The sequence below is a fragment of the Paenibacillus sp. RU5M genome (assembly GCF_900221055.1).
In the GTDB taxonomy this organism is placed as follows: Bacteria; Bacillota; Bacilli; order Paenibacillales; family Paenibacillaceae; genus Paenibacillus; species Paenibacillus marchantiae.
In genome coordinates this window covers 288,021-312,118 of record NZ_OBQM01000001.1, presented here as the reverse complement: position 1 = coordinate 312,118, position 24,098 = coordinate 288,021, and the positions used below count along the sequence as shown (strand labels likewise).

The following is a 24,098-nucleotide window of genomic DNA, read 5'->3' as shown; positions in this document are numbered from 1 at the left end:
CCCTTTTTTCCAAAGGCTGCAATAAACTCTCAGGGGTGAGGTATGAGGAGAAGCATCCAGACACTCCCACGTCAGACTAACCTTCCGATCTCTGTTGTCTCCAAATTTTCTTGATTGATTTCTACTAGTGTAGAAATTCAGAGACAAAGGCGAACGCTTCGCTTCTTCAGGTTTATTCTGCCGCTTCCGTTGCTAGTGTATTAAAATATACCTTCGAGGCTTCGCTCCTTTTGTCCGATTCCATCCCTCCGCTGCACGGGTCCCTTTTTTCCAAAGGCCTGCAATAAATGTGCAGTGAGGCGGTAATAGGAGATTTAATAGCTGGCTTAATTACAGCTTTTTCTCTATTACATTTCTTTTGTGGCTAATGCCACAAAAACAAAAAAAGCCGCTAATATAGCGACTTATTTAGAAGAGAAAATCTTATGGATTGTCTGATCAGGTATCTTTGGGAAAGCCTTACGCATCGTTGTTAGGACTTCCTGTGAAGATGTTATATTTGAAGAAGGAGTGATTTGGATTACTTCAATATCTTTGGGGAACGGATGGAAATAGCGCATGTACACAAAAACAAGAGCTGTGATCATCAGCAGGACGGATAACAATACTTTCATTTTTTTGTTCAATGTTCAATACCCTCCTTAATTCTCAACTCCACTTCTCTTCTGAACTTTAACGGGGTGATTTGCATGGTTTTGCGAAACTGATTGATAAAATAGCTCGTGCTATTAAAACCCACTTCATAAGCAATCTCGGTATGCTGTGTTCCTGGAGTTGCAACAACTCCACACTCTTTTGGTTGCGATAATCGATAACATACTGCACGGGTGTTGTCTTCAACATTTGTTTGAAATAACGACATGTTTCCGAGCGGCTTAACTGACCGGCCCTCGCAATGTCCTCCAATTGGATTGGTTCGGCGAAGTGCAGGTGAATCCATTCGACCATATCCTTCATTCGCCTGCTTCTGATGATTTCGGATGGATCATATTCCAGCGCGTATCCACTTGTAATCAGATGTTTCCATATCGTCAAAAGGCTTGAAGCCACATTCATTTCGTAAAATGGAGGCTGCTCATCCAAATCCTTTTTAACATGCCGGATGGCGTCGAGGACTTGAGCTCCCCAGGAAATTTCCCTTTTGATATGAAGATAAGGTAAATTGGTTGCTGAGATATAAGGATGAACATACTTCAAATATAACTCGGATGGCACAACAAAATGCGGAGATACATTATAATGATATTTATCTGTGCGATATTGATATTATTATAGGCTATTTCATTTGAATATAGCACTATTCTTATATTTAAGGTGAAGGTGCTTTCCATGAAAATATCTATTCAAAGATCTAGAAAATCAGGCCTATTCTTCGTTCTTACAGGTGCGATATGCTGGGGCATTGGCGGAACAGTTTCACAAAAACTGTTTCAACAATACGGAATTGAAGTCAACTGGTTTGTAACGGTTCGACTGCTGATTGCGGGTATACTGCTTCTGACGGTTCAATCCTTTACAACAAGGCGCTCGCAAATTTTCGATATGTGGAAGCAGAAAAAAACAGCCTTGCAGCTAATCATTTTCGGATTATTCGGGATGCTCGCTGTTCAATATACGTACATGGCGTCTATTCAACATGGCAACTCCGCAGTGGCGACACTACTTCAATATCTATCACCAGTCATGATCATAGTCTATATGATCTGGCGAAAACAGGCTGCTCTAAGCAGAAAGGATGTTGCATCAGCGATTCTGGCTCTGAGCGGGTGTTTTCTCCTGCTCACCAATGGTTCTCTCTCCCAATTGTCTGTGCCTTTACCCGCAGTATTGTGGGGGTTGTTATCCGGAGTTGCCGCTGCCTTCTATACCCTCTACGCCGTGAAACTGATTGAAAAGTTTGATTCACTCGTTGTGGTAGGCTGGGCAATGATTATCGGAGGCGCTGCACTAAGTCTCATCCACCCACCATGGAAAATGGACTTTGCCAGCTTGCGTTTGGAAACCTACGGATATTTGGCCTTTACCATTATTTTAGGGACGATGATTGCATTCTGGTTCTATATCGAAAGTTTAAAAAGCCTGACAGCCAAAGAAACAAGTCTTATAGGAAGCGCGGAGCCGCTTGCTGCCGTTGGCACCACTGTTATCTGGTTGCATGTACCCTTTGGGTTATTTCAATGGCTGGGAACCGTATGTATCATTGGATTAATATTATTGTTGCAGTCGAATCGCCCCAAACCCATTCAGGTCAACGACAAATAACCTTCTTCGCATATTAACGCGCGATAGAAGGTTGTTAGTTGTCGCATATTGGTAGTTTAACACCCATATTGTTGTCAGCAATCCAAAATCACTGTGCGATCTGGTCGCGGATGGATTGAAGTATTTTTTTCTCCAGTCGTGACACTTGCACCTGGGATATACCCAGCCTGCTAGCGACCTCGGACTGGGTCTGATCCCGGTAATACCGGAGGTATACAATCAGCCGTTCCCTTTCGCTGAGACCGCCAATCGCTTCGTTTAGCGCAAGTTTGTCAAACCACCGTTCCTGAGACTCATCGGCAATCTGGTCCATTAGTGTAATCGGATCGCCGTCATTCTCAAACACCGTCTCATGTATGGAGGTCGGCGGTTTGTTGGCTTCCTGAGCAAATACAACTTCCTCTGGGGTTACCCCCAACTCCGCGGCTACTTCCTTAATCGTTGGAAGACGGTCGAGGTGTTTGGAGAGTTCATCCCTTTTTTTGCGGACTTTATTCGCCATTTCCTTGAGCGAACGACTGACCTTAAGCGTGCCGTCATCCCGCAGGAAGCGCTGAATTTCTCCGATAATCATCGGGACAGCATAGGTGGAGAATTTCACATCATAACTGAGATCGAATTTATCCACCGATTTGAGCAGCCCGATACAACCAATCTGGAACAGATCTTCCGGCTCATATCCCCTGTTCATAAAACGTTGTACGACGGACCAGACGAGTCTGATGTTGCAGTTCACCAGCGTATCCCGTGCGACATGGTCACCCGACTGACTGAGCGCAATCAGCCGTTTGACCTCGGCATCGTCCAAATAGGTCTGTGAAGACTGTTTCACTTCAGCATCCATAAGACTACCAACCCCTAATTATACAATGCTTTCTTGGATTCAATCCTTTTCTTCATCTTGATGGAGGTGCCTCTGCCGGGCTCACTGCTGACTTCGAATTCATCCATGAAGTTTTCCATAATGGTGAAGCCCATGCCCGAGCGCTCAAGTTCGGGTTTGGACGTATACAGCGGCTGTTTGGCCAGTTCAAGATCTTCGATGCCTTCACCACGGTCTTCCACAATGATGGTAATCATGTCATCCCGAATCTCGGCTTGAATGGACACGACACCTTCCGCATTGTTGTTGTATCCGTGGATGATGCTATTCGTTACGGCTTCCGAAATGACCGTCTTCAGATCGCTAAGCTCGTCCATCGTAGGATCAAGCTGGGAGATGAAGGCAGCAACCGTCACCCGTGCGAACGATTCGTTCTCCGACTTGGCCGCGAATTGCAGATTCATGAAATTTGTCCCCGTTCCTTCATTCATGAGACGACCTCCAGACCCGAGAGAGCAGTTCCCTCATTTTCGTAAATCGGCATAATCTTGAACAAACCTGACATTTCCAGCAAACGATACACTGGCGGATTGACATCACAGACAACCATCTTGCCGCCTTTATTCTTAATGAGCTTGTATCTTCCCAAAATGACACCCAGACCCGAACTATCCATGAATTGCAGATCTTTCAGGCTAAGTACCAGATGCTCGCATTGTCTGCGCTGGATAGCTTCATCCATCTGCATCCGTACCATGTCAGCTGTATGGTGATCCAGCTCCCCGGATAATCGCACAATCAGAATCCCGCGGTGATGTTCCATTTCCACATGCAAGTTCACGTTTGCTCACTCTCCTCCCTGTCTTGAACAAGGATTTCTACGTTCCCGAAGGCTTTTCCTGCCCCCCGACAAAACTAGAAGAAAACCCCTAATTAACTACAAAATACGTTCAAAGGATGCACGCATCCTGCATAAATCGCCGTTTAATCGAACAGTTTGGAGGTTGTGCGTTTGAACAGCTTCCACCAGCCAGCCTTGTCCACATCCTGCGGAGCCTGAATGTCGAACTCCTTGATGACTTCATTGCCCTGGTAGACAACTAGCTTACCTACACTCTGACCCGCTTTGACCGGAGCTTTCACTTCTTTTGCCATCAGCAATTCATGACGGATCTCATCCGATTTCGCACCTTTGCGCATCAGCACACTATAATTTTGTGTTGCATTCAGCGGCAATTCGGCAACTTCACCTTTTTCAATTTTCAGACTACCCAGCAGGTCCCCTGACTTGTACAGGGCTTTCATCGTGTATTGCCCAAAAGCATAGTCAAACATCGAGGAAACTTCACTGTTCCGTGTTTTGGTATTGGGTTCTCCGAGCACTACCGCGACCGTACGCAGCCCATCCTTCATCGCTGTAGCCGAGAGACAAAACTTGGCTTCGGAAGTGTATCCTGTTTTCAACCCATCGGCACCGGAGTAGAAACGAACCAACTTGTTCGTATTCACCAGCCAGAATGGCTTCTCGCTATCTTTACGAAGGTAGTCCTGGTATGCACCGGTATATTTCGTAATCCCCGGATGCTTCAGCAGTTCACGGCTCATGACCGCAATGTCATGGGCCGAAGAATAATGGTTATCCACCGGCAGGCCGTTACAGTTGGAAAAATGAGTATCCTTCATTCCGAGTTCCTTCGCCCGCTCATTCATCAGTTGTACAAAGGCTTCCTCCGAACCGGCAATTTTCTCAGCCATCGCTACAGAGGCATCATTACCGGAAGCCATAGCAATACCTTTTAACATATCGTCGACCGTCATCTCTTCCCCAGGTTCCAGAAAAATCTGTGATCCACCCATGGATGCGGCATATTCACTCGTTCTAACTTTATCCGTCAGCTTCAGCTTGCCAGAGTCGACCGCTTCAATGGTGAGTAGCATGGTCATAATCTTCGTAATGCTCGCCGGAGGCAGCTGATCATGACTGTTTTTTTCAAAAATGACAGTGCCCGTATCAGCATCCATCAAAATGGCGGAGCGTGCCGACGGGGCCAAATCTGTTCCCCCCGCTGCTTTGGGAGTTTCTTCAGCCAGCGCGGTTGATGCCATCAGGGGCAGCAGGATACAAAGGGTCATGAACGATGCCATTATTCGTTTCTTCACTAGGGTTACCTCCTCAAATGACTTGCTTACTGCATGTTCCATGCATGTACTGCTAATCATTGTCGGCCCGATTGAAGTAAATTATTCCATGTAAAGAATGATTTCCCGAACTTTTTATGTAATCCGTGTGAAACACAAAAAACGAGCCTGACACTCAATGGATGAGAAAGCTGCCCGTTAAGGAAATAAAAAAAGACAATCTGCCCCAATGAATCACATTAGGGTAGATCGTCTTCTTATTGATCAGTTACATTTGTGGAATAACAGCCAGCACAAGGGCCAGGAACGATTCACGAACACGTTCTGTCGTCTCCATAACCTCATCATGCGACAACGGCTGGTCCAGAATGCCGGCAGCCATGTTGCTGATACAGGAGATGCCGAGTACTTCTATGCCGGCGTGGCGTGCCACGATGACTTCAGAAACGGTAGACATGCCGACAGCATCCGCACCCAGCGTACGCAGCATCACGATCTCAGCTGGTGTCTCATAGTTTGGACCAAGCATACCTGCGTATACACCTTCACGTACATCAAAACCTTGTGACGCGGCTGTATCCTTCGCCAGCGCACGCAGACGGCGGCTGTACGCTTCGGACAGATCCGGGAAGCGCACACCCAGTGCGGAGTCATTCGGTCCGATTAATGGATTCTTGCCTGTGAGATTCAGATGATCCGAGATCAGCATCAGGTCACCCGCCTCATAAGAGGTATTCACGCCACCTGCAGCGTTCGTTACGAGCAGCGAAGTTACGCCCAGTTCTTTCATAACACGTACCGGGAAGGCAGTCAGTTCCGGACCATATCCTTCGTACATGTGGAAACGACCTTTCATCATAACGACCGGACGGCCTTTGATGGTTCCCACCAGCAATTCGCCCTCGTGTCCCTCTACTGTGGACACCGGAAAATGCGGAATATCCTGATAGGCGATGCTTACGCCATCTTCAATCAATTCTGCCAAAATGCCAAGTCCTGAACCTAAAATCAAACCGACTTCCGGTTTAATGGAACTTTTGCTTTGGATGTAAGATGCCGCTTCCAAAATCATCTGTTGGTTTAATGCTGTCATAAGATGTTCCCCCTTGAGTTGAAACGATCCGTCTGTATCCGCAAATGACATCAATGGAAACTACACGCTGAAATGATGCATTCGCTTATGTATAACGGCGTTTAAATGTGTTCAATTTATTTTATCCTAGTTCGGACTATTGTTCCGCATTTTTTTGCAAATTTGTATCCAAGTACAAACTATTTTGCCCGCGGATGATGAGATTCATATATCTCTTTCATCGTTTTGCGACCATGATGCCCATACTGTTGCCCAGGCTGCTCCACATGACCGAGCATGTCCTGTACCGCACGGGTATCTGCCCCACTGGCAATCAGGTGAGCAGCAAAGGAATGACGCAGCGTATGTGGTGTGATTTCACCCGAGATTCCTGCATCCATCGCTGCTTTTTTGAGCAGCTTCCAGAAGCCTTGCCGGGTTAATCGTCTACCGGATACGTTGACAAAGAGAGCCTGCTCGTCCGTCTCATTTTTGATTAGCAGGTTACGGTACTCGTTCACATAAACACTTGCCCACTCTGCTGCAGGCGCACCGATTGGCAAAATTCGTTCTTTACCGGCACCTCCACAGCGGATAAAGCGCATGCCTGGCTGTACGTCCCGCACATCCAGTGCAATCAGTTCGGATACACGAATGCCTGTCGCATATAATAACTCCAGCATGGCCCGGTCACGCACCCCTTGCGGTGACCGGGTATCGGGGGACGCGAGCAGCAATTCGATCTCTTGGATGGTTAACACCTGCGGTGGTGTCTTGTCTGCTTTTGGAGCCTCCACATCAAACGTGGGGTCCTGTAATATCTCACCACGCCGCATCAAAAAATGAAAATAGGAGCGCAGGGATACAACGCTGCGGGCAATGGTTGCATTCGCACGTCCTGCCTGTTTCTGCTGACCTACAAACAGGATAACATGCGTCCGGCGCACCTGCTCCGCTTCCCGGATACCGTATTCTTTATCCGCAAATTCGATGAACTTGTCCACGTCCCGAAGATACGATTCCAGCGTGCTGCTCGACATCCCTTTATCCTCTTCCAAGTATAAGGCATAGGCGTGTATCGTCTGCTTCATGCACAACGCTCCTCATCTGACAGGACTGCCACACGGGCAACCTGCTTCCGTATTTGCATCCCTGGCTGTCCAGCTACTCTCCGTACCAATAGAATAAACGGAGACGCTCTGCCATTGTAGGACGTCCTTCCCCGTTACTTGGCCAAACCGTTTCCTGAAATACTTTAACCGCATTTCCTGTTGGCATCTGATATTGGTCCACAGGTGAGATCCATCCGTTGAACAAATCCAGGACATGATAGAACAGATAAACTAATGCAGCAAAAAATACGATAAATCGAATAAAACGGAGCCCTCTCCGCAGCGATATAATCATGGGTTGTACCCCTTTCTGGTTCGAATCCGACTCGTCTAGAATCAGGGTATGTTAACGAACACAGGAATATGACATTCAGGGTAAACCTCACATCACACGCTGGACCAAAAAAGCTCTCCCGTCAAAACCGCCGGTGAGAGCTTGAAGATATGCTATGTTATTCTTCATCTTTGGGCTTCTGGTCATTTTTAGCTTTGCAACGGTAACAAATCCCATGGAAATCCAGTCGGTGATCTACTACCGAAAAGTTAAATTCCCGCTCCAGTCGCTCTTCAAGCGGTCCAAGCCAGTCTTCACGTATTTCATCCATACTTCCGCATTGAACACAGATTAAGTGATGATGGTGATGCTTGGATGTATCTCCGCGTAGATCATAACGCGCTACACCGTCGCCGAAGTTGATTTTCTCTACAACATGCAGCTCACTCAGCAGTTCGAGGGTACGGTACACGGTTGCGAGACCGATTTCGGGAGCCTTTTCTTTCACGAGCATGAATACGTCTTCTGCGCTCAGATGATCTTCTTCATTCTCAAGAAGTACTCTTAAGGTGGCTTCCCGCTGGGGCGTTAATTTATATCCTTGGGACTGTAGTTGCTGCTTAATTTTATCGATCCGTGCTTCCATTTTCTCCCTCCCCCTAGGAAATCACTGCACACTGCAACTTAACCCACTTCTTTCATTATAGGGGGAGTACATAATTAAAGTCAACATTTTACACTATCACGCGCAAAGCTAAGCGGGTAGTAGCATCGGTGTGACCCAGCGCATCATCGCAGGTGTAACCCATGTTTCAAATGACGCAACCCCTAACAGCAGCGCTGCCATAACGAGAGTTAACACCATATATGAAGCAAAAGGCTTCTGACGGCCTGGCGTCCGCTGCATCAGAACACGGTTCCGAATAATATATAAGGAAAAGGTCATGGCTGACACACTGCAAATGAGCAGTACCGGAATCACGAATAAATTATGAGGCGCAACGGAAACCAGGGCAAATAACAGCCCTTTCCATGAATACTGTCCGACAAGGTAACCCACTGTAAAACCAATGAGCACCCCTTTCAGAAAATCTAGAACCAATATGCCCGGCAGGCCGATGACCGATAAACCCAGAATGAAGATCAGGCCAACCCACTTTAGATGAAGCATAGCAATGTCCCAATAGGTTCCGGTCTCAGTCACCTGTCCGCTGTGCTGTACCGTCATGAAGAAGTTACCGAGGTAGCCCTCCAGATCCTGGCGTTGTTCAAGGGATAGGGCATTAACCATCAGGGCGCCAAAAATGACACCCACCAGAAACAAGACAGCCACGAATACATATAAAGAGGTTTGGCCTTTGAATGTGAAGTAGGCAGAACGCATACAGGTACAAGTCCCCTTTCCGGTTATCATGCTGCAAGGATGTCAAGTGAAATCCTCATAGTCATTCTTATGAACCGGAATGCACACGTATGACTTCTTGTCCAGATTCAGATCTCTTCTCCATGACAAAATGTCATTCCCGTACCAATGATGCTAACTCACTTTATTCGCATACCGCAAACTGATCTACTCTGATCTTTCCTTGCTGGACACCTTTCCGTAAGTGCCCCCACCACCAGATGACAATTCGAGTTGACCATCCCGCGCTGCAACGATAAGACCTGCTAGAACCGGTCCAACAACCTCTGAAAGTTCATCCTCGCTTGTACGATGTAATACGTTCATTTCCGTACCAAAGCGGTCCAGCAGCTGGCGCAGTTTGGCTTTCCCCAAACCCGGGATGAATTCCAACGGTACCTGATAGTGATAAGCAGGTCGGTTTGCTGGAACATGCGGACTCTCTCGGTCAGCGATTGCCAGTATACGATCCAGTACACCCTGTACAAGCTTCACACTGCCACAGTGTGGACAGCGTTCTGCCGACATCGCATGCTCGTCCATAATGCTCCCACAGGAGGCACAGTAGGTACGGTGGTATTTGCCAAGTTTTGGATCCAAACCGTAGTTGGCTGAAATGCTTCTGCCTGCCTGTCCTTTAAGTGCCAAGCTGAATTCGTCAAAAGAAGGCTTCGCGAGTTGCAACTCGTTGTACTCTCGTCCAATCTTGCCCAGAGAATGAGCATCCGAATTGGTCAGAAAGGGAACCTGATCCAGTTCCCGAATATAACTGGCCATGGATGAATCAGAGCTTAGTCCAAGCTCAACCGCATCGATCAGGCTAGTATCCAGCACATCAGCCATACGAGGGGCTGTGCTGCCATATATGCCTTTATGCGGGGTAAACGCATGCGCTGGCACAATAAGCCCGCCACGTGCCTTTATCTCGGCCTGCATCTCAAACGCGGGTACATATACCCGCTGTGAACTCAAGTTCACATTTTTCATATAACGTTTCATCCAGTCCGTGAAAGACTTCATGGTTTTCAGATCACGGAAGTAGGCCAGCATATGGAACTCCCGCATCCCTGGCTCGCGCAGCTCCAATTCCGTACCCAGCAGGATGGTTGTGTCCTGATACGCAATGCCCCCTCCCTCAAGCTCGGACATCGTGCCGTTCTCAAGCAGCTGTTCGATGTCCATCTGTACAACCGGAGAGTGACAATCAATGACACCGAGTAGATGGATTCCTTTGCGATCCGAGGCTTCTCTAGCAATGTTCTCGAATGTCAGATCACGGCTGCCACTGATTTTAACAGCTTCACCGCGCGAAGTTCGTCCAATGTGAATATGGAGGTCTGCATAACAAGGCTCCCACCCTGCAGACGCTGCCTGTTGCTCATTCATCATTAAAACCGTCCTGTCGTTCTGTAAAGATCCCATGCATATACAGCCATCATCGTTTTGGCATCACTGATGCGATTCTGATCCATCAACTGATAAGCCTCTTCAATTGTAATCTCGGACACTTCAAGAAATTCATCTTCGTCCAAAGCCATGTCACCTGCTTCGAGCTCCTCGGCGATGTACAGATGGATGATCTCATCCGCAAATCCTGGCGAAGTATAAAACGAACGCAGATGCCGCAATGATTTAGCTACATAACCAGTCTCTTCGCGCAATTCACGCGCTGCTGCCACTTCAGGTTCTTCTCCCGGGTCCAGTTTGCCTGCTGGAATCTCGACTTCCGTACGTCCCATGGCCTGACGATACTGATCAACGACCAGCATACGATCGCCATTCAGAGCGAGGACAGCTACTGCTCCAGGGTGACGGATGATCTCACGTGTAGCAGTCTGACCGTTAGGCAGCTTGACCGTGTCGACCTGAAGAGAAATGACTTTGCCCTCGAAGATGGGCTTTGTCGATATCGTCTCTTCGTCAAGTTTTGGATTGGCAGAATGCTTATGATTGGTTGGGTTCATCTGTTCTTCAACTCCACTTCTTCGAATTTTGGTTCTCTTTATACGTATAAACCTCTGTTTTTTGGCATATGGTGAGCTTATAGCGATTTCAAACAAATATAGCAAATCAGGGGGACAACCAATGAACAGTTATTTAACACCGCAATCCGTACACGTGGTCGGACAAGCCAGACAAGTCCAGCTCATACTCAAACAATGGGTGCGTGAGTGGGGTCCAGATGCCAAATTAATCGATATGCTCGCTGGACGTAAATGATACTGTTCTTGGTCTGCAATACCCATGAAATATAACATGGTTTTGCCAAAAAGTCCGAACTCGGTTTGTACCGGATTCGGACTTTTCAGTTGAAGCACGGGGGGTTTCACCCTCAGTCTCTTTGGATTACTTTTTATTTGCAGCCGTTTCCTGAATAATAGCCACAACCACTTCAGATAGTTTCACAATATCCTCGGCGCGGATGCGTTCTTTCGTCGTATGGATGTCCTCATAGCCTACAGCCAGGTTGACCGTGGGTATGTTTAACCCATTGAAGATGTTGGCATCACTGCCACCCCCGGATGCAAACGTGCTAGTCTCCAGCCCCAGGCTCCGAATGGCACGCTGTGCAAGCTGAACAACCTCGTGTTCATCATGGAAGCCAAAAGCAGGATACAGGATCTCACTGCGGAACTCAGCGGTTGCACCATATTTGCGGCATGTCGTTTCCAGTGCTTCACGCATCTGGGCCACTTGAAGTTCTACCTTCTCCTGCACAATACTGCGGGCCTCAGCCTCAATCTGCACAAAATCGCAAACGACATTCAGTGCTGATCCGCCCTGGAATTTGCCGATGTTCGCCGTAGTCTCATCATCAATTCGTCCCAGCTTCATCGCTGCAATTGCTTTGGCCGCCACTTGGATGGCACTGATGCCGTCTTCCGGATTCACGCCCGCATGTGCGGATTTCCCATAGATCTTCATCTGAATTTCCGCTCTGGCCGGAGCAGCCACACAGATTGTGCCCACAGCTCCGTTGGAATCCAGGGCATAACCGAACTCGGCTTCAATATCCTTCGGATTCATTGCACGTGCACCAACCAGACCCGACTCTTCACCTACGGTAATCACGAATTGAATTTTCCCATGAGGTATATTGTTCTCTTGAATAGCTCGAATCGCTTCAAACAAAGCGGCAATCCCCGCCTTGTCATCTGCACCCAGAATTGTCGTGCCATCACTTCGAATCCAACCGTCTTCACCCAGCTCAGGTTTAATTCCTTGTCCAGGCGTTACGGTATCCATATGACATGTGAAAAAGATTGGGGCTGCTTCTTCCGCACCCTCCGCTTCCCAGGTAATCACGAGATTACCAGCGCCATGTCCGGTTTTCTCCATGGTGTCGTCCTCATACACGCTGAGGCCCAGCTGAGTAAACTGTTCTTTTAACACTTTTGATATATTCTGTTCATGAGTTGTTTCACTATCAATCTGCACTAGTTCCATAAAATGATCAATAACACGCTGCTGTTTTATCATAGGACTTTCCTACCTTTCTTCGATACGGTACAATACAATTACTATGGTCTGTTTATTCTTTTGTTGAAAGGAGTTCTCTCATCATGCAAAAAAAGAAATGGTTCCGCATCATTATCTATCTCATGCTGCTCGCCATGATTGGGTCCACCCTTTTCATTGCGCTCGAACCTTTATTGTTCGGATAGAAACCTGAAGCCTTTTGACTGTCTGATTTACAGACGGGGAAGGGCTTCTTTTTCTGTAATCCAGGTAATCTCATACGGGAAAATCCGATTAAAGTATGGAACGATCTCCTGCGCAACCTGTTCCACAGTATAGGTCTTGCCTGTAATATCCTCCAACGAGGTCACACCATACTGCTCAATCCCGCAAGGAACAATACCCTGAAAGCCTGCGTGCTGAATGCCGGAGGTGATATTAAAAGCAAATCCGTGACTCGTCACGAAGCCACGCCGATGTTTACAGCGATTGAACTTTACGCCGATGGCGGCAATTTTCAAATCTCCGATCCATACACCTGTGTAAGCCTCTTTACGCCCTGCTTCAATACCCTGATCAGCCAGGTAATCAATAATCATCTGCTCTAGGCGACGTAAATAGCCATGTAAATCCAAGGCTTCATCCCGTCCAAGAACAAGTAACGGGTAACCTACCAACTGCCCAGGGCCATGATAAGTAATATCACCGCCGCGGTCAATTTGAAACAAGGAGATACCTTGCTCCCGCAGTTCGTCTTCACTGAGAAGCAGGTGCTCCGGGTGATTCTGTGAACCGATCGTATACGTCGGCGGATGCTGGAGCAACAGCATCTGCTCCGCGCCTTCTCCCTCATCCAGTTGCTGCACAATCGCTTTCTGGCGGTTCCAAGCCTCTTCATAATCAAGCATCGGTATGTACATAACATCCAGCGGCTTGCTCATGATTCCCCCACACCCTTCTGTTTCAATGTTCATTGTATAATGATGAGCATTCTATTGAAGAAAACGGGAAAAGTGCACGGCCATTGGCACATACACTTTCCCATTATCCATCTATTCAGCGCTTGGCATCATTAGTAACTCATTGAAATGATGCACTTGCTCTCTCTTAATACACTTTCGATTCCATCGTGTATCCTTCAAGATTCTCTTTTACACGTTGCAGGAAACGTCCGCTGATGACTCCATCCAGAATACGATGATCCAGGGAAAGACAGAGGTTCGCCATGGAACGGACAGCAATCATGTCATTGATGACCACGGGTTTCTTAACGATCGACTCAAATGTAAGAATTGCCGCCTGCGGGTAGTTAATAATAGGTTGCGACAGAATCGAACCAAATGATCCGGTATTGTTAACCGTGAACGTACCGCCCTGCATATGGTCCAGCTTCAGAGTGCCTTCACGTGTTTTACGTGCCAGCTCATCAATTTCACGAGCTAGGCCAGCGATGTTGCGCTGATCCGCATGTTTAATTACCGGTGTCAGTACAGAGTCTTCTGTACCCACTGCCATCGACAGGTTGATATCCCGTTTGACAATAATTTTGTCAACAGCCCAGACGGAGTTCATGATCGGGTAGTCTTTAATGGCATTGACGACACCCTTCATCATGAAGGAAAGGTACGTCAGGTTGATGCCTTCTTTGCGCTTGAACTCATCCTTGAGTTTGTTACGCAGCATCACCAGATTCGTCACGTCCACTTCAATCATCGTCCACGCGTGCGGGATTTCTGATACGCTTTGACGCATATTACGAGCAATGGCATTACGAACTGGAGTAACGTCGATGAAGTATTCGGATCTTCCCTGTCCGCCACCCTCTACTTCGATTTGCGGGATTTTCGGACTTTCGGTCAGATGTATGCCAGAATGTCTTACAGGAACGCCTGCGTCGGCTGCTGGAACTGTTTCTCCCGTAGATGCGACCAAGTCTACATTCCCCCGATTCAATCCGCTGAAAGGAGAACCTGAAGGTACTCCCGAAGAGGCCTGCTGTCCAGCTACAGTAGAAGACTGTGCAGACGTTACACCCGCGTTTCCCCCCTGTGCAATGACTGCCAGTACATCCTTACGTGTAATCCGTCCACCTGCTCCAGTGCCCTGAATGCTCTGCAAGTTCAGACCATGTTCGGCTGCAAGGGATTGAACTGCAGGAGAATAGCGGTTACGCATCGGCTGATTGGGATCATGGCCTGTTGTACTCGCTGCACCAGCGGTAGGTACGTAATTCCCACTTTGTTGTACATGAACATGATCACCATTCTGTTGCTGCGAAGCATGCGTTACTTGCTCTGCTGCTTCTTCATCAGAAGCAGCTACCTGCATGCGGCAGATGGCTTCGCCAACCGCAATGGTCGTACCTTCTTCGACAAACAGATCACCCATAATTCCATCAACGGTTGATGGAATCTCTGCGTTGACTTTATCCGTAATTACTTCACAGATCGGTTCGTATTGTTCAACCCGGTCACCCGGTTTTTTCAACCATTTGGCAATGGTAGCCGAGACCAGCGATTCCGCCAGCTGCGGCATAATGACCTCGATCCATTTCATACTCATTGGTTATATCACTCCAAACTTTGCTTTTAAACTATCTCACTACACGAATTAATACTCGGCGAGCGTACGCATCGCTTCCTTGGCTTTATCCTTGCTCAGCATATAGAATTTCTCCAATGTTGGGCTAATTGGCATTGCCGGTACATCCGGTCCACAGAGACGCTGAATCGGCGCATCCAGTTCGAACAGACACTCTTCACTGATGATAGCCGCCACTTCGGCTCCTACACCACCGGTTTTATTGTCTTCATGCACGATCAGCACTTTGCCTGTCAGACGAGCGGATGCAATGATGGCTTCGCGATCAAGTGGCTGCAATGTGCGCAGATCCAATACGTGGGCAGTAATGCCTTCCTCACGCTCCAGCTCTTCGGCAGCCTGCATGACAAAATGAAGTGGTTGGCTATAGCCGATAACGGTAATATCTGCTCCTTCACGAAGCACGTTAGCTTTACCGATTGGAACGATGTAATCATCCTCTGGCACATCTTCCTTGATCAGCTTGTAGCATTTTTTGTTTTCAAAAAAGAGAACCGGGTCCGGGTCGCGAATAGCTGCTTTGAGCAGTCCCTTTGCATCGTATGCCGAGTACGGAGCTATAATTTTCAGACCTGGTGTACCAAAAAAGATCGATTCCGGACATTGGGAGTGATACAGCCCACCAAAAATACCGCCGCCAATCGGCGCACGAATAACAATCGGGCAACTCCAGTCATTGTTGGAGCGATAGCGAATTTTGGCCGCTTCACTAATAATCTGATTTGTTGCAGGCAACATAAAATCCGAATATTGCATCTCGGCAATAGGTTTCATGCCATACATCGCTGCACCAATGGCTACACCTGCAATGGCTGATTCGGACAATGGTGTGTCCATGACACGCATTTCGCCGAACTGATCCTGCAATCCTTTGGTTGTAGTAAACACGCCGCCTTTGACCCCGACATCTTCACCAAGGATAAAGACATTTTCATCCCGCTCCATCTCTTCTTTCATCGCGAGACGGATTGCATCAATATATTCCATAACCGCCATACTTACCGTCCCCCTTCTTCGCTGTCCGCATAAACGTGCGTCAGAGTGTCCTCAGGTTTCGGATATGGCGCGTTGTCTGCGTATTCAGTCGCTTCTTTCATTTCCAGCGCAAGCTGGGAAGCCAGATCCGCATCCCGGGCTTCATCCCAGATGCCGCAATCGATCAGATAGTTCTTCATGCGAAGCACGCCGTCCTTCTTCCAGTTCTCTTCAACCTCTTCCTTGGTCCGGTATGCCAGATCATTGTCAGAAGTGGAGTGTGGAGATAAACGATACATCATTGCTTCAATAAGTGTTGGTCCTTCACCAGCAATTGCGCGGCGACGAGCTTCTTTGACTGCACCGTATACTTCCAGCGCATCGTTTCCATCTACACGTAGTCCAGGGAATCCATACCCAAGTGCACGATCCGATATTTTACCACTCAGCTGCTTATGAATTGGCACCGAGATGGCATACTGATTGTTCTCACACATAATGATCACAGGAAGTTTATGAACACCTGCGAAATTGGCACCTTCGTGGAAATCTCCCTGGTTGCTTGACCCTTCACCAAAAGTTACAAAAGAAACGAATTCTTGCTTCTTCATTTTGGCAGCCAGCGCAAACCCTACAGCGTGCGGAACCTGTGTGGTAACCGGACTGGAGCCCGTTACAATCCGCAGCTTTTTGTGACCGAAGTGACCCGGCATTTGCCGTCCGCCACTATTCGGATCTTCCGCCTTCGCAAAAGCAGACAGCATCAGCTCACGTGGAGTCATGCCAACTGCCAGTACAAAGCCATAATCGCGGTAATACGGTAAATAATAATCGTGATCCCGGTCCAGACCGAATGCAGCGCCTACTTGCGCAGCTTCCTGTCCTACACCAGATACGTGAAAGTTAATTTTGCCGGCCCGCTGTAAGAGCAAGCAACGCTCGTCAAACTTACGTGCGAGCAGCATGTATTTGTACATATCCAATACTTCACCATCGCTAAGTCCCAGCTGTTCATGCCGATGGACCGCGTCTGCAGTACCTTTTGAACTCATATGAGGTACCTCCTTTTAATCAGAGCCTTTGCCTGTCTTACTACCCGATCTTATAACCTGGTACTAAGACTTGGCTTAACCTTATTATAATCCCATTTGCCCAAAAAAGGAAAGGACCTTTCTCATAAGCCTGTCTGGCTTACATTCCAATCGATTTTCCGTCTACTGCCAACATGGCTTCACCCATGATTTCCGATAATGTTGGGTGAGGATGGATCGTCTGTCCCACTTCCCAAGGTGTGGCATCCAGCATCTGAGCCAAAGAGGCCTCTGCGATCAGTTCCGTCACATGGGTACCGATCATATGTACACCCAATATATCATTCGTCTTGGCATCCGCGATTACCTTCACGAATCCATCCCGACTTCCATGAACCAAAGATTTTCCAATCGCCTGGAACGGGAACTTGCCTGTCTTCACTTCATAACCACGCTCTTTGGCCTCACGCTCCGTGAATCCGATACTCGCTGCTTCCGGACGAGTATAGACACAGCGCGGGATTCGATGTGATTCAACGGCATGTACCGTTTCACCCGCCAGATGATTCACTGCCAAAATGCCTTCATGACTCGCTGCATGCGCCAGCTGCAATCCGCCGATGACATCGCCGATTGCATAAATATGTCCCTCACCCGTTTGCAGATGTTGATTCACAGCAATAAATCCGCGTTCGAGTTTGATATCCGTATTTTCGAGTCCGATATTTTCGACATTGGCCTGACGACCAACCGACACCAGCATCTTGTCCGCTTTCAGAGTCTCTTGCTTCTCATCCCCCAGCTTGACATCAATCTGAATACCGTCTTCCTGTATGCTATATGTCTCTGTCAGAACGCTAGCGCCTGTTAGGAAGCGAACACCACGTTTCCCAAGCAATCTCTGCATTTCCTTGGCTACATCTTCGTCCTCTGCTGGCAATACATGAGTAGCGGCTTCAACAACTGTAATTTCAACGCCAAAATCATTCAGCATCGAGGCCCATTCGAGGCCAATCACCCCACCACCAACAATGATCAGGGATGCAGGTAATTCGTCCATTCGCAAAGCCTCATCACTGCTCATGATGTACCGGCCGTCTGGCTCAAGACCTGGCAGCACCCGTGGACGAGACCCGGTAGCAACAATGAGGTTGGTTGGCACAACCGTATCCATCTCGCCATCTTCAAACTCGACAGCCACTGCACCGCTCTGAGGGGAGAAAATGGAAGGTCCGATCACGCGCCCTTTGGCGTGTACGACCTGAATTTTATTTTTTTTCATTAAATACTGCACACCTTGATGAAGCTGCTCCACAATTGCATCCTTGCGCGCCTGAACCTTCGGAAATACAAGTGTTGCTCCAGCTGTTTCAATCCCATACATTTCGCTCTCTTGTATCTCAGCGTACACTTCCGCACTTCGCAGCAATGCCTTGCTCGGAATACAGCCACGATGCAGACAAGTGCCCCCCAACTTATCCTTCTCGATAATAACAACCTGTTTTCCTAACTGTGCGGCACGGATGGCAGCAACGTACCCTCCCGTTCCTCCTCCAAGAATGGCAACATCACATGTAATTGGCATCTTTTCTGTTCTCCTCTATCCATATAATTTCAATACAATTTCAATATATTTGTAAGATGTTGATTCGAATGATTCTCTTTTTCATAGACGTTATCTATATTCCATTGTACTCCCCTTGAGCAGTCAACTCAAAATTTGACCCTGAAACGCATGGACAGCTTCTGAAAACCAAGCTATGATGGAATCAGGTATGACCTGTAAGCGCAACCTTTATTTTACGTCAACCTCAGGCAGAAGGAGTTTAATGGTGATGAATACTAGACTGGTCTTTGCACGATTCGTGGCGATTATTGTTCTGGTCATTCCCGGGTTAATGGCAATGAAGGGTTTTCTAATGATGAAGGACGCCCTTTTCCTGTATTATGCCGAGCATGGTAACGAGCAGATCTCACCAGGTTTTCAATGGCTCTCCTTTGGTGGAGGACTTGTCCTGTTCGCCGCAGGCATGAGTTTTCTGGGAGGCTGGATTCTGTTCCGTGACCGCAAGCGTAATTATGTAGGACCCCGTTTTCGTTCAAAAAGCGCACCCTCAGCCGACAAAGCAGAGACGCCCGGTACGACTTCCTGAGTCCGGGCTTTTTGTCATTTTTTCTGGCTCCGCAACATTTCAACATCCCAACCTTACATATGCCTTTATATGCGTTACTTGATCAGGTATAATGCTTATTTATTCAAACAGGTGTTTTGCATAAATTCAGTGTTAGCATCTTGAATATGCACAATGCCCACTCTTCTATAGACAGGATGGTTCAAGATGGTCTCGTTTATCATTACGCTAAAAAGATTGCTTAAAGGCATTTTCCATGCCTTCAAGGACCAGAAGTTCCTGGCTCTGTTTGTATTAACTGCGGCGACACTTCTCTCGGGCACGTTATTCTATACTCGCGTTGAAGGTCTGCACTGGATTGATGCCCTCTATTTCTGCGCAGTAACTCTAACGACGGTGGGACATCCGGATTTTGTACCATCGACCGGATTCGGCAAGGCTTTTACCGTCATCTATATGTTCGCAGGTATCGGCCTCACCTTCGCCATGATTGCCAGAATTACAGCAGGTATTCTATTTCCCCGCAAATTGCAGACAGAAGAGAACCCGGAGTAGTCTCCGGGTTATTCGTATAATGCATCCCGCAGCTTGGTAGACATGCGCGACTCTTTGGAAGAGGACTTCAGAATCGTTCTGCGCAACGTCAGATTACTGGCTTGCAGCCGCTCCGCTTCAGCGAACAAGTCTGCAAACAACGCCTGCGCAGCTTCGTCAAGGACTGACTGTCCTTTCAAACGTTCATATCGCTCTTGTAATTCGGATAATGCTTCACTCATCGTTAACACCTCTTTTAAATCGATCCTGGCTTACGCGTTACACTACCGTAACCAACAGCTTAACAATCCATATAGTAACACAAAGCTGCTCAGATTAGTTCTGGCTCTTACTAAAGATTTTGTGGTACTCTGTAATGGTCGCTTTTTTTTGTTGAATCCCGTATGTGAGAGGAGTAGCAGAACTGTGCAAACAGGACGAATTACCGTAATTACAGGACCTATGTTTAGTGAAAAATCCGGTGAACTCATTCGCCGTTGTCAGAAATTAATTCAATTTGGCCGTAAAAAGGTCGTTGCTTACAAACCTGCCGAAGATGATCGGTTTGCTCAAGACGAGATCGTTAGCCGTATCGGCTATCGTCTGCCTGCCCATTCCATTCCCCGGCAATTGACCCCGGAATCCGTAGAGATGATCCTGACTCAGACCAAAGATGCTGATGTTGTTGCATTTGATGAAGTACAATTCTTCAGCAGTTCCATCATGGAACTGGTCTCCGAGCTTGCCTACTGTGGCAAACACGTCATTGTGGATGGACTAAATATGGATTATCGTGGCAAGGAATTTGGATATGTAGGCGGTCTGCTCGCTATGGCGGATGATATTGAGAAACTGTCAGCATTCTGTGCCGTATGCGGAAGCCCGGATGCGGCTTTCACCCAGCGTATCGTTAATGGAGAGCCTGTAACGCTTGGACCTGTCGTCATGATTGGCGATTCTGAAGCTTATGAGCCGCGCTGTCGCTGCTGCTTCATTCCTCCTCACAAAGTTGAATGCTGAGCTGACTCAGCTTTTCCATGATCAATCTATAGGTTCTGATCGGCGGTATCTGCTGCTACAGGTTTCCTGAGATTTCAAAAAAAGCCCCCGAGGGCTTTTTTTATTATAACTCCTTTTTACCAGCATACCCTTAATATACCTCTGCTTAACTCGGTCATTTGCTCTTTCTTTGCACACAAAAAAGCACCGCCTCACAGCGATGCTTCCCATTCGTCATCTCCCGCTAGTCCCGGGAAACAAAATATTTGTTGGTCATGTAGTAAGCGTCGCCACGCGACGTTTCTACCATTCCTTTTTTGGCATCCAAAAATACAATCTCTTTGCACTTGGTGCAGTACCATTTGGTGCGCTTATATGGAGACTCCGTAACATATGCCGTGCCACATTTACAATCAATCTTCATTAATAACTCGGTTGATTTATATGCGCTGGACAAACGTTCCATGTTATCCTGCTGCTGTGTAGGCATAATTGTCTGCTGATAATCCGATAAATGATTCTGAACTTTAAAATCTGCTACCAATCCTGCATTCAATCCAAAAAACTCCTTGCCGATTTCGGTCACGAAGCGCTTCTCATTTCTGTAGCAATCCAGCCACTCAATAATCTGCTTATTTGACAGTGGAACCGTACCCTTGATACCGCTGTTTAAGGTGTAGGTCATGATGTATAAAGTATCGTCTTGTCTACCTGAGTACATTAGAATCCTCCTTCGAATACATTTGCTAATGTACTACAAAAACGCTCATAAATCAAAGCAATGTTATTTCCTGAGCGTATCTCTTCCTTATTAAATGGGTAACATTCCTCGATGTTCCGCCACTGATTTACAAGAACTGCATACACCTGCAACATTTCCCTGGGAAGTCGCATAATACACGATGGACTTCACTTTTTTACTACAGATGGAACAATATTGCCTCCTTTCCTTCCTGGGAGTGTAATCGGATAGGTTTACTACGTTTGAGTTTGATTTGAACCTGCGCACAAAGTTCAGCCATTTCATCTCTTTCTCTCTCTTCCTTGTTTGCCTTCTAAGGGGTGAATTGCTTATGCTTGGGCAAAAATTGATCCTGCATTGGTTATGTATACGATTCCAAGTTGTGCATGCCTATCTCATAATCTATTCGACGTTTTGAGCCTTTTTCCTGTTTTTGATCTCTACGCATACAAAAAAAACCGACAGAACCTGCCCCACCCTCTTGTATGAGAAAGGAACTTCCATCGGTTAACTTGCCTTATTTATAAAACGTTCCAAGAACCTCAAGCGCGGGTGAGCGCTCAATTCGAAACGGATAGATGTATCCCTGATTCAGCTTCACAAACTTGCGACTCCACAGATCAAGTCCAGTTGTAAATTGGTACGCCTGATATATAAATTTGGAACAATAGTTCCGTTCAATGCTGCGCAGATTCGTCTGCAATCGATAGAATTTTACCTGCTTGTAATGATCCTGTACCCACTGCGCTGCCTTCACACCAGCCTGATTCAGACGGGAACGAAATACAATGAAACGATCCCCCTCATAAAAGCGAGTAATGTACCAATCCAAGGAATCGGCAAACACAGGTCCATAAGGGTGTACGTGGTACACTTTACCGTCGAGTCCAATAATCCCCATATGCCCGGCGTAATAAGTCGATTCCGAACTTGGCGTATATAAAATATCTCCTGGCTCCAGGTTCATTTGGCCCAAAGCGGTAATAGGCAAATCCTGATGCAGCCTTCTGGACGCTGAACGTGCGCGCCGGCCTTCCACCAGTAGTCGATGCATTTTTCCAGCAACAGCGAGATAGACTTCCGACCATTTGATGCGTTTTTTCTCACGGCCTTTGAACCACCGATGAATGAATGTGGATATACGTTGAAATTTTTTTTCCATATTGTGCACTCCACTCTAATCTGTTTGACGTTTCTTGCTGTTATTCCTAACTTCTAAGGCTCATTATAGACAGTTGGTGATGTATGTTCAATTCCGGTGCCTGTTCTATGTTGTGCAGTTCGTGGAGGTTCATACCGAAAATGGAAACAAAAAAAAGCAGTTCTGGCATTAGCCAGAACTACTTCGTTTGATTTGATCTATTGGAGTTGAAGTTATATAAAGAGATTCTATTCTTCCACAACACCAAGTTCTTTATTTTTCTCCTTAAAACGGCTGTTATGGGAAGACACATAGGCAACTTTCTCCGCCTCAGGGTCCATATACAGTTTTGCACTGTTTACTGCGAGAGCCGCATCCGTAAATGTACCGGCAATCAGATACAGTTTACTTCCATAATCTACAAAGTCTCCTGCAGCGAAGACGCCTGGAATATTCGTTTGCAGCTTCTCTGTTGTTTTGACATGCCATTCACCAAGATCAAGTCCCCAATCCCGGAGCGGGCCAAAATCACTCTTCATGCCGTGGTTGACGATAATCGCATCCACATCAAGGACTTCACTCTCACCAGTTTCAACATGGGATATCGTCACTTGTTCGATGATCTCCCCACTTTGACTATGTAGGGTATCAACGGCGTATGGTGTACGAATATCCACTGAGGATTCTCTCATCCGCAGTACATTGCGCTCCAAACCGCCAAAGCGGTCACGACGATGGACAACCGTCACTTGCTCTGCCAGTGCTTCAAGCTCATTGGCCCAATCCACCGCGGAGTCACCTCCACCAGAGATCAGTACCCGTTTACCACGGAAAGGCTCCAGCTCCTGTACTGTATAGTGAAGATTGGTAACCTCATAACGGTCAGCACCTTCAAGCTCCAGCTTGGCCATTTTATATATACCATACCCGATCGCCAATATGACGGTACGTGTCCAGTGTTGTTCTCCTGTATTCGATGTCAGCAGAATCGTGCCATCAGGCTGACGCTCAAATCCTTCAATTTGCTGTTCAAACACAATCGTTGGCTCAAATGTTCTAGCCTGTTCTTCCAGCTGTTTAATCAAATTTTCACATAGAATCGGGGTGACGCCGCCCACGTCCCAGATCATTTTTTCTGGATAAAAGAGCATGCGACCACCCAATTTATCCCGCGCCTCAATCAACTTGGTCTTCATATCACGCATCCCGCTGTAAAATGCAGAATACATGCCGGCAGGTCCCCCGCCGATAATTGTTACATCATATAATTCCAAATGCTGATCCATGTAGTTACCTCCATCAGTTCGATCCAAAGCGCTCGACTATTTGATATCGATTCTCATTATCACTCTTTCCCTAGTCTAATGGGAAACTTATCAAATTACAATGGCTAAAATTCA

At 47.2% G+C, this 24,098-nt stretch carries 29 protein-coding genes; 6 read left to right on the top strand and 23 right to left on the bottom strand.

The window, feature by feature from the left end; translation table 11 throughout:
• Positions 1-404: 404 nt before the first annotated feature.
• Together CRO25_RS01570 and CRO25_RS01565 are read right to left on the bottom strand one after the other, a co-directional pair.
• Positions 405-626, bottom strand: coding sequence for a hypothetical protein (locus CRO25_RS01570; protein ID WP_079694093.1), 222 nt, complete (start codon positions 624-626; stop codon positions 405-407).
• Positions 623-940, bottom strand: coding sequence for an AraC family transcriptional regulator (locus CRO25_RS01565; RefSeq protein WP_256863570.1), 318 nt, complete (start codon positions 938-940; stop codon positions 623-625). Before CRO25_RS01565 ends, CRO25_RS01570 begins: the two co-directional genes overlap by 4 nt.
• A gap of 389 nt (positions 941-1,329) precedes the next feature.
• Between CRO25_RS01565 and CRO25_RS01560 the strand changes: the two genes are divergently transcribed.
• Positions 1,330-2,262, top strand: coding sequence for a DMT family transporter (locus CRO25_RS01560; protein ID WP_079694094.1), 933 nt, complete (start codon positions 1,330-1,332; stop codon positions 2,260-2,262).
• 88 nt (positions 2,263-2,350) lie between these two features.
• On the opposite strand, the gene sigF is transcribed toward CRO25_RS01560, so the two are convergent.
• The 11 genes from sigF to CRO25_RS01505 all read right to left on the bottom strand — a co-directional run bounded on the left by sigF (position 2,351) and on the right by CRO25_RS01505 (position 11,048).
• Positions 2,351-3,106, bottom strand: a complete 756-nt coding sequence (gene sigF / locus CRO25_RS01555) for an RNA polymerase sporulation sigma factor SigF (protein WP_024630954.1) — start codon at positions 3,104-3,106, stop codon at positions 2,351-2,353.
• A gap of 14 nt (positions 3,107-3,120) precedes the next feature.
• Positions 3,121-3,576, bottom strand: a complete 456-nt coding sequence (gene spoIIAB, locus CRO25_RS01550) for an anti-sigma F factor (RefSeq protein WP_053784445.1) — start codon at positions 3,574-3,576, stop codon at positions 3,121-3,123.
• Positions 3,573-3,926 carry an anti-sigma F factor antagonist gene (gene spoIIAA, locus CRO25_RS01545; RefSeq protein ID WP_036663380.1) on the bottom strand — a complete coding sequence of 118 codons (354 nt, stop codon included), beginning with the start codon at positions 3,924-3,926 and terminating at the stop codon, positions 3,573-3,575. Before spoIIAA ends, spoIIAB begins: the two co-directional genes overlap by 4 nt.
• A gap of 143 nt (positions 3,927-4,069) precedes the next feature.
• Positions 4,070-5,191, bottom strand: coding sequence for a D-alanyl-D-alanine carboxypeptidase family protein (locus tag CRO25_RS01540; RefSeq protein WP_256863585.1), 1,122 nt, complete (start codon positions 5,189-5,191; stop codon positions 4,070-4,072).
• A gap of 301 nt (positions 5,192-5,492) precedes the next feature.
• The gene (locus tag CRO25_RS01535) at positions 5,493-6,317 is read right to left on the bottom strand and encodes a purine-nucleoside phosphorylase (RefSeq protein WP_063565732.1); all 825 of its coding nucleotides are present in this window, start codon (positions 6,315-6,317) and stop codon (positions 5,493-5,495) included.
• Positions 6,318-6,496: 179 nt separating this feature from the next.
• Positions 6,497-7,387 (bottom strand): tyrosine recombinase, encoded by an 891-nt coding sequence (locus CRO25_RS01530; protein ID WP_079694096.1) that lies wholly within the window; start codon positions 7,385-7,387, stop codon positions 6,497-6,499.
• Positions 7,388-7,460: 73 nt separating this feature from the next.
• Complete coding sequence (locus CRO25_RS01525) at positions 7,461-7,703, bottom strand: DUF4227 family protein (RefSeq protein WP_024630960.1); 243 nt, start codon at positions 7,701-7,703, stop codon at positions 7,461-7,463.
• Positions 7,704-7,860: 157 nt separating this feature from the next.
• Complete coding sequence (locus CRO25_RS01520; RefSeq protein WP_063565729.1) at positions 7,861-8,328, bottom strand: Fur family transcriptional regulator; 468 nt, start codon at positions 8,326-8,328, stop codon at positions 7,861-7,863.
• A 108-nt stretch (positions 8,329-8,436) separates the two neighbouring features.
• On the bottom strand, positions 8,437-9,066 hold the full coding sequence (gene spoIIM, locus CRO25_RS01515) for a stage II sporulation protein M (RefSeq protein ID WP_079694097.1): 630 nt from the start codon (positions 9,064-9,066) through the stop codon (positions 8,437-8,439).
• Between the two features lie 186 nt (positions 9,067-9,252).
• On the bottom strand, positions 9,253-10,473 hold the full coding sequence (locus tag CRO25_RS01510; RefSeq protein WP_079694098.1) for an endonuclease Q family protein: 1,221 nt from the start codon (positions 10,471-10,473) through the stop codon (positions 9,253-9,255).
• Positions 10,473-11,048 (bottom strand): NUDIX domain-containing protein, encoded by a 576-nt coding sequence (locus CRO25_RS01505; protein WP_063565726.1) that lies wholly within the window; start codon positions 11,046-11,048, stop codon positions 10,473-10,475. Before CRO25_RS01505 ends, CRO25_RS01510 begins: the two co-directional genes overlap by 1 nt.
• Positions 11,049-11,169: 121 nt before the next feature.
• Here CRO25_RS01505 and CRO25_RS01500 point away from each other — a divergent pair, with 121 nt between their 5' ends.
• Complete coding sequence (locus tag CRO25_RS01500) at positions 11,170-11,304, top strand: Z-ring formation inhibitor MciZ (RefSeq protein ID WP_090810664.1); 135 nt, start codon at positions 11,170-11,172, stop codon at positions 11,302-11,304.
• Between the two features lie 126 nt (positions 11,305-11,430).
• Here CRO25_RS01500 and CRO25_RS01495 read toward each other — a convergent pair whose 3' ends face one another.
• Positions 11,431-12,564 carry a M20/M25/M40 family metallo-hydrolase gene (locus CRO25_RS01495; RefSeq protein WP_079694099.1) on the bottom strand — a complete coding sequence of 378 codons (1,134 nt, stop codon included), beginning with the start codon at positions 12,562-12,564 and terminating at the stop codon, positions 11,431-11,433.
• An 83-nt stretch (positions 12,565-12,647) separates the two neighbouring features.
• Between CRO25_RS01495 and prli42 the strand changes: the two genes are divergently transcribed.
• Positions 12,648-12,749, top strand: coding sequence for a stressosome-associated protein Prli42 (gene prli42, locus CRO25_RS01490; RefSeq protein ID WP_090810668.1), 102 nt, complete (start codon positions 12,648-12,650; stop codon positions 12,747-12,749).
• Positions 12,750-12,776: 27 nt separating this feature from the next.
• Here the strand turns inward: prli42 and lipB are convergent, their stop codons facing one another.
• The 5 genes from lipB to lpdA all read right to left on the bottom strand — a co-directional run bounded on the left by lipB (position 12,777) and on the right by lpdA (position 18,735).
• Positions 12,777-13,484: a lipoyl(octanoyl) transferase LipB gene (lipB, locus tag CRO25_RS01485; RefSeq protein WP_079694100.1), complete on the bottom strand. Its 708-nt coding sequence runs from the start codon at positions 13,482-13,484 to the stop codon at positions 12,777-12,779.
• A gap of 166 nt (positions 13,485-13,650) precedes the next feature.
• Positions 13,651-15,105, bottom strand: a complete 1,455-nt coding sequence (locus CRO25_RS01480) for a dihydrolipoamide acetyltransferase family protein (protein ID WP_079694101.1) — start codon at positions 15,103-15,105, stop codon at positions 13,651-13,653.
• Between the two features lie 48 nt (positions 15,106-15,153).
• Positions 15,154-16,140 carry an alpha-ketoacid dehydrogenase subunit beta gene (locus CRO25_RS01475; RefSeq protein ID WP_024630968.1) on the bottom strand — a complete coding sequence of 329 codons (987 nt, stop codon included), beginning with the start codon at positions 16,138-16,140 and terminating at the stop codon, positions 15,154-15,156.
• Positions 16,141-16,142: 2 nt separating this feature from the next.
• Positions 16,143-17,171 carry a thiamine pyrophosphate-dependent dehydrogenase E1 component subunit alpha gene (locus CRO25_RS01470; RefSeq protein WP_063565722.1) on the bottom strand — a complete coding sequence of 343 codons (1,029 nt, stop codon included), beginning with the start codon at positions 17,169-17,171 and terminating at the stop codon, positions 16,143-16,145.
• Between the two features lie 139 nt (positions 17,172-17,310).
• Positions 17,311-18,735 (bottom strand): dihydrolipoyl dehydrogenase, encoded by a 1,425-nt coding sequence (gene lpdA / locus CRO25_RS01465; RefSeq protein ID WP_079694102.1) that lies wholly within the window; start codon positions 18,733-18,735, stop codon positions 17,311-17,313.
• Between the two features lie 244 nt (positions 18,736-18,979).
• Between lpdA and CRO25_RS01460 the strand changes: the two genes are divergently transcribed.
• The gene (locus CRO25_RS01460) at positions 18,980-19,303 is read left to right on the top strand and encodes a DUF2627 domain-containing protein (protein ID WP_063565720.1); all 324 of its coding nucleotides are present in this window, start codon (positions 18,980-18,982) and stop codon (positions 19,301-19,303) included.
• A 186-nt stretch (positions 19,304-19,489) separates the two neighbouring features.
• Positions 19,490-19,837 carry a potassium channel family protein gene (locus CRO25_RS01455; protein ID WP_024630972.1) on the top strand — a complete coding sequence of 116 codons (348 nt, stop codon included), beginning with the start codon at positions 19,490-19,492 and terminating at the stop codon, positions 19,835-19,837.
• Between the two features lie 8 nt (positions 19,838-19,845).
• On the opposite strand, the gene CRO25_RS01450 is transcribed toward CRO25_RS01455, so the two are convergent.
• Entirely contained in the window at positions 19,846-20,058 is a 213-nt protein-coding gene (locus CRO25_RS01450; protein ID WP_064636776.1) for a hypothetical protein, read from the bottom strand.
• A 184-nt stretch (positions 20,059-20,242) separates the two neighbouring features.
• On the opposite strand from CRO25_RS01450, the gene CRO25_RS01445 reads away from it, so the two are divergent.
• Positions 20,243-20,836 carry a thymidine kinase gene (locus CRO25_RS01445; protein WP_079694103.1) on the top strand — a complete coding sequence of 198 codons (594 nt, stop codon included), beginning with the start codon at positions 20,243-20,245 and terminating at the stop codon, positions 20,834-20,836.
• Positions 20,837-21,059: 223 nt separating this feature from the next.
• On the opposite strand, the gene CRO25_RS01440 is transcribed toward CRO25_RS01445, so the two are convergent.
• The 3 genes from CRO25_RS01440 to CRO25_RS01430 form a co-directional block, all read right to left on the bottom strand.
• Entirely contained in the window at positions 21,060-21,536 is a 477-nt protein-coding gene (locus CRO25_RS01440; protein WP_024630975.1) for a hypothetical protein, read from the bottom strand.
• A 538-nt stretch (positions 21,537-22,074) separates the two neighbouring features.
• Positions 22,075-22,719 carry a hypothetical protein gene (locus CRO25_RS01435; RefSeq protein ID WP_079694104.1) on the bottom strand — a complete coding sequence of 215 codons (645 nt, stop codon included), beginning with the start codon at positions 22,717-22,719 and terminating at the stop codon, positions 22,075-22,077.
• 227 nt (positions 22,720-22,946) lie between these two features.
• A complete protein-coding gene (locus CRO25_RS01430; RefSeq protein ID WP_079694105.1) occupies positions 22,947-23,984 on the bottom strand; it encodes an NAD(P)/FAD-dependent oxidoreductase in 1,038 nt (345 codons plus the stop codon).
• Positions 23,985-24,098: the final 114 nt, after the last annotated feature.